The organism is Micromonospora sp. NPDC002717 (assembly GCF_040295705.1).
Classification (GTDB): domain Bacteria; phylum Actinomycetota; class Actinomycetes; order Mycobacteriales; family Micromonosporaceae; genus Micromonospora.
In genome coordinates, this window is sequence record NZ_JBEOVW010000045.1 from 20,241 (window position 1) to 41,358 (window position 21,118).

Here is a 21,118-nt window from a genome sequence, read left to right on the forward strand (position 1 = left end):
CCTGATACGGAGTGGCCCGATGCCCACTGAGGCAGAGTTCCTCGACTACCTCCGGCGTGCGACTGCCGACCTGCGCGACGCGCGCCGGCGGGTGCGCGAGGTGGAGGCCAAGGACCGCGAGCCGATGGCCGTCATCGGCATGGCGTGCCGGTTCCCGGGCGGGGTGTCCAGCCCCGCGGAGCTGTGGGACCTCGTCGACCGGGGCGGCGACGGGGTGGGCGACTTCCCGACCGACCGGGGCTGGGACCTGGAGCGGCTGTTCCACGCCGACCCGGACAACCCGGGCACGTCGACCAGCAGCCAGGGCGGCTTTCTCTACGACGCGCCGCAGTTCGACCCGGGCTTCTTCGGCATCAGCCCCCGCGAGGCCCTGGCGATGGACCCCCACCAGCGGCTGCTCCTGGAGATTTCCTGGGAGGCGTTCGAGCACGCCGGTCTCGACCCGCAGCGGCTGCGCGGCAGCCGGACCGGCGTGTTCGCCGGGGTGATGTACCACGACTACGCGTCCCGGGTGCTGGACCTGCCCGACGGCGTGGAGGGCTACATCGGCACCGGCAACTCGGGCAGCGTGGTGTCCGGGCGGGTGGCGTACACCTTCGGGCTCGAGGGCCCGGCGGTCACGGTGGACACCGCGTGCTCGTCGTCGCTGGTCGCCGTGCACCTCGCGACGCAGGCGCTGCGCCAGCGGGACTGCGACTTCGCGCTCGCCGGCGGCGTGACGGTGATGTCCACGCCGGGCACCTTCGCCGACTTCTCCCGCCAGCGGGGCCTGGCCTCAGACGGCCGGTGCAAGTCGTTCGCCGCCGCCGCCGACGGCACCGGTTGGTCCGAGGGCGTCGGTGTGCTGCTGTTGCAGCGGCTGTCGGACGCCCGGCGGGACGGCCGGCGGATCCTCGCCGTCGTCCGGGGCAGCGCCGTCAACCAGGACGGCGCGAGCAGCGGGCTGACCGCGCCCAACGGCCCGTCCCAGGAGCGGGTGATCCGGCAGGCCCTCGCGAACGCCCGGCTCTCGCCGGCCGACGTGGACGTGGTCGAGGCGCACGGCACCGGCACCACCCTCGGCGACCCCATCGAGGCGCAGGCGCTGCTGGCCACCTACGGCCAGGACCGGGGCGACGGCGGGCCGCTCTGGCTGGGCTCGGTCAAGTCGAACCTGGGTCACACCCAGGCCGCCGCGGGCGCCGCCGGCCTGATCAAGATGATCGAGGCGATCCGGCACCGCACCATGCCCGCCACCCTGCACGTCGATGCGCCGTCCCCGCACATCGACTGGTCCGCCGGCCAGGTCTCGCTGCTGACCGAGGCCCGACCCTGGCCGGCCGCCGACCGGCCCCGCCGGGCCGCCGTGTCGTCGTTCGGCATCAGCGGTACGAACGCCCACGTCATCCTGGAGGAGGCGCCCGTCGAGGACGCCCCGCCCGGGGACGACGCCACGCCCGTCGCCGACGCGCCGGCGGCGCTGCCGCTCGCCCCGGTGTTCCTCTCCGCCCGCATCCCGGAGGCGCTGGCCGGGCAGGCCGAGCGGTGGGCCGCCCACCTCGGCCGCGCCGACTCCCTCCGGCCGGCGGACGTCGCGGCCGCCTCGGTCGCCCGGGCCGGGCTCGACCACCGCGCGGTGGTTCTGGCCGGCGACGCGGACGACCTGCTCGCCGGGCTGCGGGCCCTCGCCGGCGGCGAGCCGCACGGCATGGTCACCACCGGGGTGGCTGCGTCGCGCGGCCGGGTGGCGTTCCTCTTCTCCGGTCAGGGCGCGCAGCGTGCCGGGATGGGTCGTGAGCTGTCCGCCGCGTTCCCGGTGTTCGCCGCCGCGTTGGACGAGGTGTGTGGGCACCTGGATCCGTTGTTGCCGCGTCCGCTGCGTGAGGTGTTGTTCGCGGAGGCGGGCACGGCCGAGGCGGAGTTGCTGGACCAGACGGTGTTCACCCAGGCCGGGTTGTTCGCCGTCGAGGTGGCGCTGTTCCGGTTGGTCGAGTCGTTCGGGGTGGTGCCGGACCTGGTGGCCGGGCACTCCATCGGCGAGATCGCGGCGGCGCACGTCGCCGGGGTGCTCTCCGTCGAGGACGCGTGCGCCCTGGTCGCGGCGCGCGGCCGGCTCATGCAGGCCCTGCCCGCCGGCGGCGGGATGCTCGCCGTGGCGGCGGACGAGGCGGCGGTGGCCGCGTCCCTCGCCGGGCTGACCGACCGGCTGGACGTGGCCGCCGTGAACGGCCCCACCGCCGTCGTGGTCGCCGGGGACGACGAGGCGCTCGACCAGGTGCAGCGCACGTGGTCCGAGCGCGGCGTGCAGACCCGCCGGCTGCGGGTCAGCCACGCCTTCCACAGCGGTCGGATGGACCCGATGCTCGCGGAGTTCGGGGCCGTCGCCGACGGGCTGACCTTCCGGCCGCCGACGATCCCGGTGGTGTCGAACCTGACCGGCCGGGTCGCCGAGGCGGAGCAGCTCTGCGACCCCGGCTACTGGGTGCGGCACGTACGCGGCACCGTCCGCTTCGCCGACGCCGTCGACTGCCTGCGCGCCGAGGAGGTCGACACCTTCCTGGAGGTGGGACCGAACGGCGTGCTGACCGCCATGGCGCAGGGCTGCCTCGCCGAGCGGGCGGAGGACGGGCCCTCGCCCCTGCTGGTCCCGGCCTCGCGCCACGACCGGCCCGAGCCGCAGGCACTCCTCGAGGCCCTCGCCCGGCTGCACGTGCACGGCGTGAGCGTCGGCTGGGCGGACCACCTCGGCGGTGGCGAGCACGTGGACCTGCCGACGTACGCCTTCCAGCACCAGCGCTTCTGGCTGGAGCCGGCGGGCCGGTGGACCGACGTGTCCGGGGCGGGGCTCGGGGCGGCCGGGCACCCGCTGCTCGGCGCGGCGGTGTCGGTGGCCGGCGAGGACATGGTCGTGCTGACCGGCCGGCTGTCCACGGCGACGCACGCCTGGCTGGCCGACCACGCCGTCTCCGGCGTGGTGGTGGTGCCGGGCGCGGCGCTGGTGGAGCTGGCGGTGCGGGCCGGCGACGAGGTGGGCGCGTCCCGGGTACGCGAGCTGACGATCGCCGCCCCGCTGGTGCTGCCGGAGGCCGGTGCCGTGCGCGTGCAGGTGCGGGTCGGCGCGGCCGACGAGGCGGGCACCCGGTCGGTGACCGTGCACTCCCAGCCGGAGGAGGCCGTCGACCCGGAGTGGGTCCGCCACGCGGAGGGTGTGCTGGAGCCGGCGTCGGCCGACGAGCCGGGCGTGGGGGAGTGGCCGCCCGTCGGCGGTGTCGAGGTGGACCTGGCGGGTTGGTATCCGACGCTGGCGGAGCACGGTCTGGCGTACGGGCCGGTGTTCCAGGGGCTGCGCCGGGCCTGGACCAGCGGCGGTGAGGTGTTCGCCGAGGTGGCGTTGCCCGACGAGGTGGCCGGCGACGCGGCCGGCTTCGGGGTGCACCCGGCGTTGCTGGATGCGGCCCTGCACCCGATCGGGTTGCTGTTGGGCGCGGAGTCGGGTGGGCCGCGGGTGCCGTTCGCGTTCGAGGGTGTGCAGGTGCACGCGTCGGGTGCGCGGGTGCTGCGGGTGCGCCTGACGCGCGCGGGCGCGGCGGTGCGGCTGGTCGCCGGTGACGAGTCGGGTGCCGCCGTGGTGTCGGTGGACTCGCTGGCGTTGCGGGAGCTGACCGCGGTGTCGTCGGCGGGTTCGGCGGCCCGCTCGATGTTCGAGGTGGCGTGGCAGGCCGAGGAGGTCGCCGCGGCCGGGGACGTCTCCGGGTGGGCGTCGGTGGGCTCGTCGGTCTCCGTGGACCTGCCGGCGTTCCCGGACGTCGAGGCGCTCGTCGCGGCGGTCGACGCCGAGCCGTCGGGCGTGCCGCCCCGCCTGCTGCTGGTGCCGGTCGGGTCGGCCGGGGACGCGGCCCGCCCCGAGGACGCCGACCACGGTCCCGACGCGGTGCGCGAGACCGCGTCGGCCGTGCTGGCGACCGTGCGGTCGTGGCTGGCTGCCGACGTGCTGGCGGATGCGCGGCTGGTGGTGGTGACCCGGGGTGCGGTCTCGGTCGGGGTCGAGGACCGGGTGACCGACCTGGCGGGTGCGGCGGTGTGGGGTCTGCTGCGGTCGGCGCAGTCGGAACACCCCGGCCGGATCGTCCTGGCCGACGTCGACGGCGACCTGCACGCCGGGTTGCTGGGCGTCCTGGCCGGGGTGGCGGACGAGCCGGCGGCGACGGGCGGCCAGGTCGCCGTCCGCTCCGACGCGGTGTTCGTGCCGCGTCTGGTGCGGGCGGGCGTCGGCGCGGCGGTGGAGACGCCGAACCTCGGCGACGGCGCGGTGCTGGTGACCGGTGGGACGGGTGCGCTGGGCGCGTTGGTGGCGGAGCACCTGGTCGCCTCGTGGGGTGTGCGGTCGCTGGTGCTGGTGTCGCGGCGTGGCCTGGAGGCCGCGGGCGCGGCGGAGTTGTCGGAGCGGTTGACCGCGTTGGGTGCCGCCGTGCGGGTGGTGGCGTGTGACGTGACGGACCGGGACCAGGTGTTCGGCCTGGTCGGTGAGGTCACCGCCGAGGGTCGGCTGGCGGGTGTGGTGCACACGGCTGGTGTGTTGGACGACGGTGTGGTCGAGGGGTTGACCGCGGAGCGGCTGGCTGGGGTGTTGGCGCCGAAGGTGTCGGCGGGCTGGTGGCTGCACGAGGCGACGGCGTCCCTGGATCTGGATTTGTTTGTGGTGTTCTCGTCGGTGGCGGGGGTGTTGGGTTCGCCGGGTCAGTCGGCGTACGCGGCGGGTAACGCATTCCTGGACGGGTTGGCGGTGTATCGGCGGCAGCTCGGGTTGCCGGCGGTGAGCCTGGCGTGGGGCATGTGGGACACGGCGGGTATGGCGGCGTCTCTCGACGAGGCGGACCGGGCGCGGTCGACCCGGGGCGGCGTCACCGCGATGAGCGCCGAAACCGGGCTGCGGCTGTTCGACGCCGCCGTGGGCGCCGACCGGCCCGCCCTGGTGCCGGCCGTGATCGACCTGGCCGCCCTCCGCGCCGCCGCCGGCGCCGGCCTGGTGCCGCCCATGCTGCGGGCGCTGCTCGGCACCACCACGACGCGCCGCCAGGCGGGACAGGGCGGCACCTGGGCGACCCGCATCGCCGGCCTGGCGCCCGAGGAGGCGCGCGCCCAGGTCGACGTGCTGGTACGGGGCCTGGTCGCGCAGGTGCTGGGGCACGGCGGCGCCGAGGCGGTGCCGGCGGACCGGGCGTTCCGCGAGCTGGGCTTCGACTCCCTGACGGCGGTGGACCTGCGCAATCGGGTGAACGCGGCCACCGGGCTGCGGCTGCCGTCCACGCTGGTGTTCGACTATCCGACCCCGACCGTGCTCGCCGACCACGTGTGGTCCGAGCTGGCGGGCGTACGGCCATCCGGTGCGGACGCGACCAGCGGCACCGTCGCCGGTGCCGACGAGCCGATCGCGATCGTCGGCATGGCGTGCCGCTACCCCGGCGGCGTCGACGACCCGGACCAGCTGTGGGAACTGCTGGCCACCGGCGGCGACGGCATCTCGGAGTTCCCCGCCGACCGGGGCTGGGACCTGGAGTCGCTGTTCGACCCCGACCCGGACCGCAGCGGCACCTCGTACACCCGCCACGGCGGATTCCTGTACGGGGCAGCGGAGTTCGACCCCGGGTTCTTCGGCATCTCCCCGCGTGAGGCCCTGGCGATGGATCCGCAGCAGCGGCTGCTGCTGGAGACGTCGTGGGAGGCGTTCGAGTCCGCCGGCCTGGACGCGCGGCGGCTGCGGGGCAGCCGGACCGGCGTGTTCGCCGGTGTCATGTACCACGACTACGCCTCCCGGCTGATGGACCAGCCGGGCGAGGTGGAGGGCTACATCGGCACCGGCACCTCCGGCAGCGTGCTGTCCGGGCGGGTGGCGTACACGTTCGGCCTGGAAGGCCCGGCGGTCACCGTCGACACCGCCTGCTCGTCCTCGCTGGTCGCGCTGCACCTGGCGGCGCAGGCGCTGCGGGCCGGGGAGTGCGAGTACGCGCTGGCCGGCGGCGTGACCGTGATGGCCACCCCCGGCACGTTCATCGAGTTCTCCCGGCAGCGCGGCCTGTCGCCCGACGGCCGGTGCAAGTCGTTCGCCGCCGCCGCCGACGGCACCGGCTGGAGCGAGGGCGTCGGCATGCTGCTCGTGCAGCGACTCTCCGACGCCCGGCGCGAGGGCCGGCGCATCCTCGCCGTCATCCGGGGCAGCGCGGTCAACTCCGACGGCGCGTCCAACGGCCTCACCGCGCCCAACGGCCCGTCCCAGCAGCGGGTCATCCGGCAGGCCCTCGCCAGCGCCCGGCTGTCACCCGCCGACGTCGACGCCGTCGAGGCGCACGGCACCGGCACCACCCTCGGCGACCCCATCGAGGCGCAGGCCCTGCTGGCCACCTACGGGCAGGACCGGCCCGCCGACCGGCCGCTGCTGCTCGGGTCGGTCAAGTCGAACCTCGGCCACACCCAGGCCGCCGCCGGCGTCGCCGGGATCATCAAGATGGTCCTGGCGATGCGGCACGGCCTGGTGCCGGCGACCCTGCACGTCGACGAGCCGTCCCCGCACATCGACTGGACCGCCGGGGCGGTGGCCCTCGCGACCGAGCCCACCCCGTGGCCGCAGGTGGACCGGCCCCGCCGGGCGGCGGTGTCCTCGTTCGGCATCTCCGGCACCAACGCGCACGTCGTCATCGAACAGGCCCCCGAGCCGGCCGCCGCGCCGCAGCCCACCGCCGCGACCCCGCCCGGCACCGACACCGCCGTGCCGTTCGTGTTCCCCGCGTCGGAACCCGTCGCGGTGCCGTTCGCGCTCTTCGCGGCGGACCCGGTCGCCCTGCGCGGCCAGGCGGGCCGGCTGCGGTCCCACCTGGCCGCGCACCCCGAGCTGGAGCCGGCCGACGTGGCGTACGCGCTGACCGCCAGCCGCGTGTCGTTCCCGTACCGGGCGGTGGTCCTCGGCGGCAACCGGGACGAGCTGGCCCGCGGCCTCGACGCCCTTGCCGCCGGTGACACCACCGCCGACGTGGTCACCGGCGCCGCCCTGCGCAACGCCGCCCCGATCTTCGTCTTCTCCGGACACGGCTCGCAGTGGCCCGGGATGGCCACCGACCTGCTCGACACGTCCCCCGTCTTCGCCGCCGCCATCGCCGAGTGCGAGGAGGCGCTCGCGCCCTGGGTGGACTGGACGCTCACCGACGTGCTGCGCGGCGCCCCGGACGCGCCGCCGCTGGTCGACTCGGGCGTGGTGCAGCCGGCGCTGTGGGCGGTCATGGTCTCGCTGGCCCGGCTGTGGGGCTCCCTCGGCGTACGGCCGGCGGGCGTGGTCGGCCACTCTCAGGGCGAGATCGCGGCGGCCTGCGTGGCCGGGGCGCTGTCCCTGGCCGACGGCGCGAAGGTCGTCGCGCTGCGCAGCCAGGTGCTGGCCGACATCGCCGGGCGGGGCGGGATGGCCTCCGTCGCGCTGCCCGCCTACCGGGCCCGCGACCTGCTCACCCCGTGGGCCGGCCGGCTGTCGGTCGCCGTCGTCAACGGTCCCGGCTCCGTGGTGGTCGCCGGTGACCAGGACGCCCTCGCCGAACTGCTCGCCGCCTGCCAGGCCGACGGCGTGCGCGCCCAGCGCATCGACGTCGACTACGCCTCCCACTCGCCGCACGTCGAGGCCGTCGCCGACCGGCTGACCGGCAGCCTCGCCGGGATCGTCGGCCGCCCCGCCGAGACGCCGTTCTGGTCCGCCCTGACCGGCCGGCCCCTGGACACCACCGAACTCGACGCCGGCTACTGGTACCGCAACCTGCGCGAGACGGTGGACGTGGAACGCGTCGTGCGCGGCCTGCTCGACGAGGGCCACCAGGTCTTCCTGGAGGTCGGCCCGCACCCCGTGGTCAGCTTCGGGATCCAGGAGACCATCGACGCCGCCGAGCACGAGGCCGTGGTGGTCAACACCCTGCGCCGCAACGCCGGGGGCTGGCCGCGGATGCTCACCGCCCTCGCCACGCTGCACGTCCACGGCGTCGAGGTGGACTGGACCGCCGTGCACGGCACGCGCACCGGCCCGGCCGTGCCGCTGCCCACGTACGCCTTCCACCGCCAGCGGTACTGGCCGGAGGCGCCGGCACTGTCCGGCGCCGCGGCGAGCGCCGAGGAGCCGGCCGACCGGCGATTCTGGGACGCCGTCGAGCGGTCCGACGCCGGGGCGCTCGCCGAGGCGATGCGGCTCGACGACACCGAGGCCCGCCGCCTGGACGACGCGCTGCCGGTGCTCGCCGCCTGGCGGCGGCGCCGCCGCGACGAGTCCACGGTGGACTCCTGGCGCTACCGGGTCGCCTGGAAGCCGGTCACCGTGCCGGCGACCGCCGCGCTGACCGGCACCTGGCTGGTGCCGGTGCCCGCCGCGCACGCCGACACCCCGCTGACCGGCGCGGTCGTCCGGGCGCTGGCCGAGGCCGGCGCGGAACCCACCCTGCTCACCGTCACCGACCCCGACCGGGCCGCGCTGGCCGACCTGCTGCGCGCCACCGACCCGGAGTCCGTCGCCGGGGTGTGCTCGCTGCTCGCCCTCGACGGCGCGCCGCACCCGGCGCACCCCGTGGTGCCGGTCGGGCTCGCCGGCACGCTCGCCCTGGTGCAGGCGCTCGGCGACGCCGGGGTGACCGCCCCGCTGTGGTGCGTCAGCAGCGGCGCCGTCAGCACCGGCCGGGCCGACCCCGTGGACCGGCCCGACCAGGCCCTGGTCTGGGGGCTCGGGCGGGTCGCCGCCCTGGAGCACCCCGACCGCTGGGGCGGCCTGGTCGACCTGCCCGCCGACCCGGACCAGCGGGCCCGCGCCCGGCTGGCCGCCGCGCTCGCCGGCATCGGGCACGAGGACCAGATCGCCGTACGCTCCTCCGGGCTGTTCGCCCGGCGCCTGGTCCGGGCCACCGCCGACGACCGCCCGGCCGGCGACGGCTGGCGGCCCGGCGGCACCGTCCTGGTGACCGGCGGCCTGGGCTCGATCGGCGCCCACGTGGCCCGCTGGCTGGCCCGTACGGGCACCGTGCACCTCGTGCTGACCAGCCGGCAGGGCCCCACCGCGCCCGGCGCCGCCGAGCTCGAGGCCGACCTGACCGGCCACGGCGCCACGGTCACCGTGGCGGCCTGCGACGTGGCCGACCGGGAGTCGCTGCGCGCCCTCGTGGACCGGCTGGCCGAACGCGACGTCCGGATCGACGCGGTGTTCCACGCCGCCGGTGTGCCGCACGCGGGCGCGCTGGGCGACACCGACCTCGCCGAACTGGCCGGCGCCCTGCAGGCCAAGGTCGCCGGGGCGGTCAACCTCGACGAGGTCCTCGGCCCGGACCTGACCGCGTTCGTGCTCTTCTCCTCCGGAGCCGGCGTCTGGGGCGGCGGCTACCAGGGCGCGTACGCCGCCGGCAACGCCTTCCTCGACGCGCTCGCCGAGGACCGGCGCCGGCGCGGGCTGCCCGGCACCGCACTGGCCTGGGGCGCCTGGGACGGCGGCGGCATGGTGGAGACCGAGGGCGCCGCCGACCAGATGTTCCGCTCCGGCGTCCGGCCGATGCACCCGGACCTGGCGGTCTCCGTGCTGGCCGGGGCGCTGGAACGGGCCGAGCCCGCCCTCACCGTCGCCGACATCGCCTGGGACCGGTTCCTCCAGACGTTCGCGCTGGCCCGGCCCCGACCGCTGATCGGCGACATCCCCGAGGTGGCCCGCGCCCTCGCCGCCGCCCGCTCCGGCGACGACGACGAGACGCGGGAGGCGTCCCCGCTGCGCGGCCGGCTCGCCGGCCTCGCCGCGGCGGAGCGGCGCCGGCTCCTGCTGGACCTGGTGCGGGTCCACGCGGCGGCGGTGCTGCGACTGCCCTCGCCGCAGGCGTTGGCGGCGGACCGGTCGTTCCGGGAGATCGGCTTCGACTCGCTCAGCGCCGTCGAGATGCGCAACCGGCTCGCCGAGGCGGTCGGCCTGACCCTGCCGGCGACGCTGGTGTTCGACCGGCCGACGCCCACGGCCCTCGCCGACCACCTGGTCACCCGGATCACCGGCGACGAGGCCGCGGCGACCCCGGCGGTGCGGGCCGCCGCCGCGCTGGACGAGCCGATCGCCGTCGTCTCGATGAGCTGCCGGTACCCGGGCGGCGTCGCCGACCCGGAGGACCTGTGGCGACTCGTCAGCGAGGGGCGCGACGGGATCGCGGAGTTCCCGGCCGACCGGGGCTGGGACCTGGACGCCATCTACGACCCGGATCCCGACCGGCCCGGCACCTCGTACGTCCGGGAGGGCGGCTTCCTCGCCGACGCCGCCGGCTTCGACGCCGCCCTGTTCGGCATCTCCCCCCGTGAGGCGATGGTCATGGACCCGCAGCAGCGGGTGCTGCTGGAGAGCGCCTGGGAGCTGTTCGAGCGGGCCGGCACCGCACCGGCCGACATGCGGGAGACCAACACCGGCGTCTTCGTCGGCACCAACGGCCAGGACTACGCGACGCTCCTGCTGGCCGCCCGGGTCGAGACGGAGGGCTACCAGGCCACCGGCAACGTCGCCGCCGTCATCAGCGGCCGGCTGGCGTACCACTTCGGGTTGCAGGGCCCCGCCGTCAGCGTCGACACCGCCTGCTCGTCCTCCCTGGTGGCGCTGCACCTGGCGTGCCAGTCGCTGCGGCAGGGCGAGTGCGACCTCGCGGTCGCCGGCGGCGTGACGGTGATGGCCACCCCCGGCCCGTTCCTGGAGTTCGCCCGGCAGCGGGGGCTCGCCCTCGACGGCCGGTGCAAGTCCTTCGCCGGAGCCGCCGACGGCACCGGCTGGGGCGAGGGTGTCGGCCTGCTGCTGCTCCAGCGGCTCTCCGACGCCCAGCGCGAGGGCCGGCAGATCCTGGCGGTCGTGCGCGGCTCGGCGATGAACCAGGACGGCGCCAGCAACGGCCTGACCGCGCCCAACGGGCCCGCCCAGGAGCGGGTGATCCGCCAGGCGCTCGCCAACGCGCGGCTGTCCGCCGCCGACGTGGACGCGGTCGACGGGCACGGCACCGGCACCCGGCTCGGCGACCCCATCGAGGCGCAGGCGCTGCTCGCCACGTACGGGCAGGACCGGCCCGCCGACCGGCCGCTGCTGCTCGGCTCCGTCAAGTCGAACATCGGCCACACCCAGGCCGCCGCGGGCGTCTCCGGCGTGATCAAGATGGTGATGGCGCTCCAGCACGACCTGCTGCCGCCCACCCTGCACGTGGACGAGCCCTCGCCGCACGTCGACTGGTCGGCGGGCGCGGTCGCGCTGCTGACCGACCCGCGGCCGTGGCCGGACGTGGACCGGCCGCGCCGGGCCGGCGTGTCGTCGTTCGGGGTCAGCGGCACCAACGTGCACGTCATCCTCGAACAGGCGCCGACCGCGCCGCCGGCCGGCACCGGGGCGTCCCGCCCGGCCGACGGGCCACCCGCCCGGCTGCCGGTGCTGCCCTGGGTGGTCTCGGCCGACGCCGCGGACAGCCTGCCGGCCCAGGCGGCCCGGCTGGCCGACTGGCTGCCGCGGACCGCCACCCCCGCCGCCGACGTCGCCCGGGGCCTGGCCACCGGCCGGTCCCCGCTGCGGCACCGCGCCGTGCTGCTCGCCGCCGACGCGGACGCCGCCCTCGCCGGGCTGCGGGCCCTCGCCGCCGGTCAGGAGCACCCGGGCCTCACCCGGGGCGTCGCCGAGCACGGCGGCGCGCTGGCGGTGCTCTTCTCCGGCCAAGGCGCCCAGCACGCCGGGATGGGCCGCCAGCTCTACGAGGCCTTCCCCGTCTTCGCCGAGACCCTCGACGAGGCGTGCCAGCACCTCGACGCGCACCTGCCGCGGCCACTGCGCGAGGTGCTGTTCGCCGAGCCCGGCACCGCCGAGGCCGACCTGCTCGACCAGACCGTCTTCACCCAGGCGGGGCTCTTCGCCGTCGAGGTGGCGCTGTTCCGGCTGCTCGAAGACCTGGGGATCCGGCCCGACCTCGTGGCCGGCCACTCCGTGGGGGAGATCGTCGCCGCCCACGTGGCCGGGGTGCTCTCCCTGCCCGACGCGTGCACGCTCGTCGGCAACCGGGGCCGGCTGATGCAGGCCCTGCCCGCCCGCGGCGGGATGCTCGCCGTCGCCGCGCCCGAGGTCGACGTGCGACGGGCGCTGACCGACGTGGAGGGGCGGGTCGACGTCGCCGCGGTGAACGGGCCGGCGGCCGTCGTCGTCGCCGGGGCGGAGGACGCGCTGACCGGGCTGGCGGAGCACTTCACCGCCCTCGGCGTGCGGACCAAGCGGCTGCGGGTCAGCCACGCCTTCCACAGCCCGCTGATGGAGCCGATGCTCGCCGACTTCGCGGCCGTGGCGGCGACCCTGTCGTACGGCGCGCCGACGGTGCCGCTGGTGTCGAACCTGACCGGCACGGTCGTCGACGCCGACACGCTGTGCACCCCCGACTACTGGGTCCGGCACGTCCGCGAGGCGGTCCGCTTCGCCGACACCGTCACCCACCTGCACGCCAACGGGGTGACCCGGTTCCTGGAGGTCGGGCCGGACACGGTGCTGACCGCCCTGACCGCCGACGCGCTGCCGGCCGACGCCCCGGTCACCGTGACCGGCGTGCAGCGGCCAGGCCAGGACGAGGTGGCCGCCCTGCTCGGCGCGGTCGCCCGACTGCACTGCCAGGGCGTGGCCGTCCGCTGGTCGCGGCTGCTGCCCGGCGCCGGACCGGTGGACCTGCCCACGTACGCGTTCGCCCACCAGCGCTTCTGGCCGACCCTCGACGCGGCGGCGGTCGACACCCCCGCCGCCCCGCAGGACGAGGTCGACGCGGCGTTCTGGCAGGCCGTGACGTCGGGCGACGGCGACGCGCTCGCCGGCCGGCTCGGCGTCGACCCCGACCGGCCGCTGCGGGACCTGCTGCCCGAACTCGCCCAGTGGCGACGCCAGCAGCAGGAGGACACCCTCGCCGGCGGCTGGCGGTACCGGATCACCTGGCGCCCCGAGACCCTCGCGGCGGGCGTCGCCGACGGCGCGTGGACCGTCGTCCACACCGGAACGGACCAGCCGGTCGTCGACCGGCTCGCCGAACTCGTCGCCGCGCGCGGCGGCACCGTACGGCTGCTCACCGTCGACCCGGCCACCACCGACCGGGCGGCGCTCGCCGCGCAGCTGGTCGGCGTCCCGCCGACCCGGATCGTGTCGCTGCTCGCGCTCGACGAGCGGCCGCACCCCGACCGGCCCGCCGTGCCCGTCGGCCTGACCGCGAACCTCGCCCTGGTGCAGGCCGTCACGGACACCCTGCCGCCGGTGCCGCTGTGGCTGCTCACCCGACAGGCCGTCAGCACCGCGGCCGACGACCCGGTCGTGCACCCCGCGCAGGCCACCACCTGGGGCCTCGGCCTGGTGACCGCGCTGGAACACCCCCGGCACTGGGGCGGCCTGCTCGACCTGCCCGCCACCCTGGACACCGCCGCCGCCGAGCACGTCCTGGCGGCGCTGACCGCCACCGGACACGAGGACCAGCTCGCGGTGCGGGACTCCGGGACGTACCTGCGGCGGCTGGCCCGCGCGCCCCGGGCCGAGGCCACGGGCGACTGGCAGCCGCCGGGCACCGTCCTGGTCACCGGCGGCACCGGCGCCGTCGGCCGGTACGCCGCCGCCTGGTTCGCCCGGCACGGCGCGCGGCGCCTGCTGCTGGTCAGCCGGCGCGGCGCGGCGGCCCCCGGCGCCGACGAGGCGGTGGCGGAACTGGCCGCCCTCGGCGCCGAGGCCCGGGTGCTGGCCTGCGACCTGGCCGACCGGGACGCGGTCGCGGACCTCGTCCGCGGGCTGCGCGCCGACGGCGAGACCGTGCACGCCCTGGTGCACGCAGCCGGCGTGGGGCGGCTCAACCCGGTCGCCGCGGTGACCGAGGCGGAACTCGCCGACGTGGTGTCCGGCAAGATCGCCGGTGCCCGGCATCTGGCCGAGTTCCTCGACCCCGAGCCGCTCGAGCTGGTCGTCCACTTCTCCTCCATCGCCGCCGTGTGGGGCGTCGGCGACCACGGGGCGTACGCCGCCGGCAACGCCTTCCTGGACGCCTGGGCGCAGTCGCGGCCGGCGGGTCGGACCCGGGTCCTCTCGGTCAACTGGGGACCGTGGGCTGGCGGCGGCATGGTGACCGACGCGCACGCGGCGGCGATGAGCCGGCGCGGCGTGTCCCTGCTCGACCGGGAACCGGCGATGGCCGCCCTGCGCGCCGGCCTCGCTGGCGACGACACCGCCCTCACCGTGGCCGACGTCGACTGGGACCGCTTCGCGCCGGTGTTCGCCTCCGCCCGGCCCCGCCCGCTGATCAGCGAGATCGCCGAGGTGGCCGCCCAGGCGGCGGCGGAGCGGGCGGACGCCGAGGACGGCGACCTGGTCGCCGCGGACCTGCGTAAGCGGCTCGGCGAGCTGACGCAGGCCGAACAGGCCCGGGTGCTGGTGGACCTGATCCGCGCCGCGGCCGGCGAGGTGATCGGGCACGACAGCCCGTACGCAGTGGAGGCCGGCCGGCCCTTCCGGGACCTCGGCTTCGACTCGCTGACCGCGGTGGAGCTGCGGGGCCGGCTCGCCCGGTCGACCGGCCTGAGCCTGCCCAGCTCGGTGGTCTTCGACTACCCGACCCCGCAGGCGCTCGCCGAGCACCTCCGGGCCGAGCTGCTCAGCGAGGCGTCGGTGGAGGCGCTGCCGACCCTGGCGGAGCTGGACCAGTTGGAGAGCGCCCTCGCGCTGCGCGACCCGGACGACATCGGCCGGGTGCGGATCACGATGCGGTTGCACAGCCTGCTCGAACGACTCGGCGCCGCCGAGGAACGCCGGGAGGAGACCGCCGAGGTGGCGGACCGGCTGCGGGTGGCCAGCAACCAGGAGCTGTTCGACCTCATCGACCAGGACCTCGGGCTCTCCTGAGCCGCCCGGGTCCTGTGGTGTCACGAGAAAGCGAGAAGTCATGGCGGACGAAGAGCGGCTGCGCGAATACCTGACGCGGGTCGTCGCCGAGCTGCACCAGACCCGCCAACGGCTCCGCGAGGTCACCGCCGAGGAGTCCGAGCCGGTGGCGATCGTGGCGATGAGCTGCCGCTACCCGGGCGGCATCAACTCGCCCGAGGACCTCTGGCAGTTCGTCTCGTCCGGCGGGGACGCCATCGGCGACTTCCCCACCGACCGGGGCTGGGACCTGGAGCGGCTCTACCACGCCGACCCGGACAACCCCGGCACCTCGTACACCACCGCGGGCGGGTTCCTGCACGACGCGGGGCAGTTCGACGCCGCGCTGTTCGGCATCTCGCCGCGCGAGGCCGTCGCCATGGACCCGCAGCAGCGGCTGTTGCTGGAGGTCACCTGGGAGCTGTTCGAGCGGGCCGGCATCGCCCCGCTGTCGCTGCGCGGCAGCCGCTCCGGCGTCTTCGTCGGCACCTCCGGCCAGGACTACGCCGCCGTGCTACACCGGGCGCCCGGCGTCGAGGGGTACGTGCTGACCGGCACCGCCGCCAGCGTCGTCTCCGGCCGGCTGGCGTACACGTTCGGGCTGGAGGGCCCCACGGTCACCGTGGACACCGCCTGCTCGTCGGCGTCGGTCGCCATCCACCTCGCCTGCCAGGCGCTGCGCCAACGGGAGTGCGGGCTCGCCCTGGCCGGCGGCGCGACGGTGCTGGCCACCCCCGGCCCGTTCGTCGAGTTCTCCCGGCAGCGCGGCCTCGCCGCCGACGGCCGGTGCAAGTCGTTCGCCGCGTCCGCCGACGGCACCGGCTGGTCCGAGGGCGTCGGCATGCTGCTGCTGGAACGGCTCAGCGACGCCCGCCGCAACAGCCACCCCGTGCTCGGGATCATCCGCAGCTCCGCCGTCAACCAGGACGGGGCGTCGAACGGCCTCACCGCCCCCAACGGCCCGTCCCAGCAGCGGGTGATCCGGCAGGCCCTGGCCGGCGCGAAGCTCACCCCCGACCTGGTCGACGTGGTGGAGGCGCACGGCACCGGCACCACCCTCGGCGACCCGATCGAGGCCCAGGCGCTGCTCGCCACCTACGGCCAGGAGCGGGGCGACGCCGCGCCGCTGCTGCTCGGCTCGATCAAGTCGAACATCGGCCACACCCAGGCCGCCGCCGGCATCGCCGGGGTGATCAAGATGGTGCAGGCGATGCGGCACGGGACCGTGCCGGCCACCCTGCACGTCGACGAGCCCACTCCGCACGTGGACTGGACCGCCGGCGCGGTCACCCTGGTCACCGAGGCCACCCCGTGGCCGGCCGTGGACCGGCCGCGCCGCGCCGCCGTGTCCTCGTTCGGGATGAGCGGCACCAACACCCACCTCATCCTCGAACAGCCCGAGCCGACCGCCGCCGAGGTCGACCGGGCGGACCTCCCCGCGCCCGCACCGGTGCTGCTCACCGGCCGCACCCGCGCCGCGCTGCGCGCCCAGGCCGAGCGCTGGTCCCGGTACGTCGCCGACGCCGACCTGCGACCGGCGGACGTCGCCTGGACCTCGGCCGTGTCCCGCTCGCCCCTGGAACACCGGGCGGTCGTCCTCGCCGACGACCGGGACGGCCTGCTCGCCGCCCTGCACGCCCTCGCCGACGACCGGCCCGCCCCCGGCCTGGTCACCGGCGCCGCCGCCGAACGCGGTGGGGTCGCGTTCCTCTTCTCCGGGCAGGGCGCCCAGCGCGCCGGCGCGGGCCGGGGCCTGTACGAGGCGTACCCGGTCTTCGCGGCGGCGCTCGACGAGGTCTGCGCCCATCTCGACCACCGGCTGCCCCGGCCGCTGAAGCCGCTGCTGTTCGCCGAGCCCGGCACCGACGAGGCCGCGCTGCTCGACCAGACCGTCTTCACCCAGGCCGGACTCTTCGCCGTCGAGGTGGCGCTGCACCGGCTGCTCGGCTCCTGGGGCCTGGCCCCCGACCTGGTCGCCGGGCACTCCGTCGGCGAGCTGACCGCTGCCCACGTGGCTGGCGTGCTCACCCTCGACGACGCCTGCGCCCTCGTCGCCGCCCGCGGCCGGCTCATGCAGGCCCTCCCCGCCGGCGGGGCGATGCTCGCCGTCGCCGCCGACGAGGCCCGGATCGCCGAGTCGATCGCCGAGCTGACCGACCGGGTCGCCGTCGCCGCCGTCAACGGGCCCGCCGCCGTCGTCCTGTCCGGCGACGGCGCGACCATCGACGAGCTGGCGGCGCTCTGGACCGGCCGGGGGGTGAAGGTGCGGCGGCTGCGGGTCAGCCACGCCTTCCACAGCCCGCTGATGGAGCCGATGCTCGCCGAGTTCGCCGCCGTCGCCGCCGGCCTCGACCTGCGCGCCCCCACCCTGCCGGTCGTGTCCAACCTGACCGGCGAGCTGGCCGACCCGGCGCAGCTCACCGACCCCGGCTACTGGGTGCGGCACGTCCGGGAGGCGGTCCGCTTCGCCGACGGCGTACGCACCCTGCGCGCCCACGGCGTCGGCACCTTCGTCGAGGTCGGCCCCGACGCCGTCCTCACCGCCACCGCCCAGGAGACCCTCGCCGAGGCCGAGGCCGAGGGCGCCGACGCCGCCCCCGCCGTGGTCGTGCCGGTGCTGCGCCGGGACCGCCCGGACCGCCGCGCCCTGTTCGCCGCCCTCGCCCAGCTCCACGTCGCCGGCACGCCGGTGCGCTGGGTGGACCTCTTCGGGGACCGGCCCGGCCGGCTCGTCGGGTTGCCCACCTACCCGTTCGAGCGGCAGCACTACTGGGTGCCGGCCGAGGCGCCCGCCGACGCGGCCACCGCCGCCGGGACCGGCGTGCTCGACCAGCGGTTCTGGGCGGCCGTCGAACGGGCCGACCTCGACGCGCTGCGGGACACCCTCGCCGTCGAGGACGAGGCCGCCGCCGAGTCGCTGCGCACCCTGCTGCCCGTCCTCGCCGACTGGCGGCGGCAGCGGCAGGAATACTCCGTGCTCGACGGCTGGCGTTACCGGGCCGACTGGCAGGTGACCCCCGAGCCCGCCCCCGCCCGGCTGACCGGCACGTGGCTGCTGGCGCTGCCCGCCGGCGGCGCCGACGACCCCGCCGCCGAGACCGTCCGGGCCGCACTGACCGGCGCCGGCGCCGACGTGCTGCCGCTGGCCGTCGACGCGGGCGCCGACCGGTCCGGCCTCGCCGCGTCCCTCGCCGGCGCCGACCTCGCCGGGGTGGTCTCCCTGCTCGCCGTCGAACCGCCCGCCGCCGACGGCGCGGTCCTGCCCGGCCTGGCCGCCACCCTCGCGCTCGTGCAGGCGCTCGGCGACGCCGGGGTCGACGCCCCCCTGTGGCTGGTCACCCGGGGCGCGGTCGCCGCCGCCTCCTACGACCGGGTCACCGACCCCGCGCAGGCCGCGATCTGGGGGCTCGGCCGCGTGGTGGGCGTCGAGGCCCCGCACCGCTGGGGCGGCCTCGTCGACCTGCCGCCCCGCCCCGACCACCGCACCGGCGGCCGGCTCGCCGCGATTCTCACCGGATCGACCGGCGAGGACCAGCTCGCCGTACGCGGCCCCGGCGTCTTCGTCCGCCGTCTGGTCCGCGCCGCCGTCGGCGACCGCCCGCCGGCGCGCCGGTTCACGCCCACCGGCGCGGCACTGATCACCGGCGGCACCGGCGGGCTCGGCGCCCGCGCCGCCCGCTGGCTTGCCGGCGCCGGAGCCGAGCACGTCGTGCTGGTCAGCCGCCGCGGACCGGACGCCCCCGGCGCCGCCGAGCTGGAAGCCGAGCTGACCGGCCTCGGCGCCCGGGTCACCGTCGCCGCCTGCGACATCGCCGACCGGGCCGCGCTCGCCGCCCTGCTCGACCACGTCGAGGCCGACGGCCCGCCCGTGCGCACCGTCGTGCACACCGCCGGCCTCGCGCAGAGCACCCCGCTGGCCGAGGTCACCCCCGCCGAGCTGGCCGAGGTGACCGCCGGCAAGACCGCCGGCGCCACCCACCTCGCCGACCTCCTCGCCGACCGGGAGCTGGACGCGTTCGTCGTCTACTCGTCCATCGCCGCCACCTGGGGCAGCGGCGGCCAGGCCGGGTACGCGGCCGGCAACGCGTACCTGGACGCGCTCGTGCAGCAGTGGCGGGCGGACGGCCGGGCCGGCACCGCCATCGCCTGGGGACCGTGGGCCGACGGCGGCATGCACGCGGCCGACGCGGACCAGAACCTGCGCCGCCGGGGCCTGCCCGCCATGGAGCCGACCGTGGCCATGGGCGCGTTGCCGCAGGCCCTCGACCACGACGACGTCACCGTGACCGTGGCCGACGTCGACTGGTCCCGCTTCGCCCCGGCGTACGCCTCCGCCCGCCGCCGGCCACTGCTGGAGGGCGTACCGGAGGCGCGGGCCGCCCTCGACGGCGGCGCCCCGGTGGACGACGGCGACGAGGGCCCGGCGGCGACCCTGCGCCGGCGGCTCGTCGGGCTGACCCCGGCCCGGCGGGAGGAGACCGTCGCCGACCTGGTCCGCGACCTCGCCGCCGACGTGCTCGGCCACGACGGCGGGGCCGCCGCCATCCCGGCGACCACCGCGTTCCGGGACCTCGGCTTCGACTCGCTGACCGCGGTGGAGCTGCGCAACCGGCTCGTCGCCGCCACCGGGCAGGCGCTGCCCACCACTTTGGTCTTCGACCACCCCACCCCGGTCGTGCTGGCCCGCTTCCTGCTCGCCGGCCTCTTCGACGCCGCCGCCGACCCGGCCCCCGCCGCCGCGCCGACCACCGTGGACGAGGACGAGCCGGTCGCCATCGTCGCCATGTCCTGCCGCTACCCCGGTGGCGCCGACGACCCCGAGGGGCTGTGGCGGCTCGTCGCCGACGGCGTCGACGCCATCGGTGACTTCCCCACCGACCGGGGCTGGGACCTTGACCGGCTGTACGACCCCGACCCGGCCAACCCCGGCACCAGCTACACGAACAAGGGCGGATTCCTGCCCGGGGCCGCGGAGTTCGACCCGGCCTTCTTCGGGATCTCGCCGCGTGAGGCGCTGGCGATGGATCCGCAGCAGCGGTTGCTGTTGGAGGCGTCGTGGGAGGCGGTGGAGCGGGCAGGGGTTGACCCGGGGGTGTTGCGGGGTTCGCGAACAGGGGTGTTCGTGGGCACGAATGGTCAGGACTATGGGGCCCTGTTGGCGGTGGCCGCGGACGAGGTGGAGGGATTCGCGGCGACCGGGAACGCCGCGAGTGTGGTGTCGGGTCGGGTGGCGTACGCGTTGGGGTTGGAGGGGCCGGCGGTGTCGGTGGACACGGCGTGTTCGTCGTCGTTGGTGGCGTTGCACCTGGCGGTGCAGGCGCTCCGACGCGGCGAGTGCGACCTCGCCCTCGCCGGCGGCGTCACGGTCATGGCCACCCCCGGCACCTTCTTCGAGTTCTCCCGCCAGCGTGGCCTGGCCGCCGACGGCCGGTGCAAGGCGTTCGCGGCGGGTGCGGACGGCACCGGGTGGGGTGAGGGCGTCGGTGTGCTGCTGGTGGAGCGGCTGTCGGACGCGCGGCGCAACGGTCACAAGGTTCTGGCGGTGGTGCGTGGGTCGGCGGTGAACCAGGACGGCGCGTCGAACGGGCTGACGGCGCCGAACGGTCCGTCGCAGCAGCGGGTGATCCGGCAGGCTCTCGCGTCGGCGCGGCTGTCCACGGCCGACGTGGACGTGGTCGAGGCGCACGGCACCGGCACCACCCTCGGTGACCCGATCGAGGCGCAGGCGCTCCTGGCCACCTACGGGCAGGGCCGGGACGGGCACGAGCCGCTGCTGCTCGGCTCGATCAAATCGAACATCGGGCACACGCAGGCCGCCTCGGGCGTGGCCGGCGTGATCAAGATGGTGCTGGCGATGCGCGAGGGCGTGGTCCCGGCGACGCTGCACGTGGACGAGCCGTCCCCGCACATCGACTGGACGGCCGGCTCGGTGGAGCTGGCGACCGAGGCGCGGCCGTGGCCCGCCGTGGACCGGCCGAGGCGTGCGGCGGTGTCGTCGTTCGGCATGTCCGGCACGAACGCGCACGTCATCATCGAGCTGGCCGAGGAGCTGCCCGCCGAGAGCGCGGAGCCCGAGGCCGGCCCGGACCGAGGTCCGGCGCTGGTCGCCTCCGACGTCCTGGTGTGGCCGGTGTCGGCGCGGTCGAAGGCGGCTCTGGCGGGTCAGGCGGCGCGGCTGGCGGGGTACGTCCGCGAGCGCGGTGACGTGGACCCGGC

General features: G+C 76.7%; 2 protein-coding genes. Both read left to right on the forward strand.

Annotation, left to right across the window (positions count from 1 at the left end):
- Nucleotides 1–4 precede the first annotated feature (4 nt).
- Nucleotides 5–14,884: a type I polyketide synthase gene (locus tag ABT006_RS32820; protein ID WP_502891049.1), complete on the forward strand. Its 14,880-nt coding sequence runs from the start codon at nt 5–7 to the stop codon at nt 14,882–14,884.
- A gap of 70 nt (nt 14,885–14,954) precedes the next feature.
- On the forward strand, nt 14,955–21,118 hold a 6,164-nt coding region (locus tag ABT006_RS32825; protein WP_502891050.1), incomplete at its 3' end, for a type I polyketide synthase.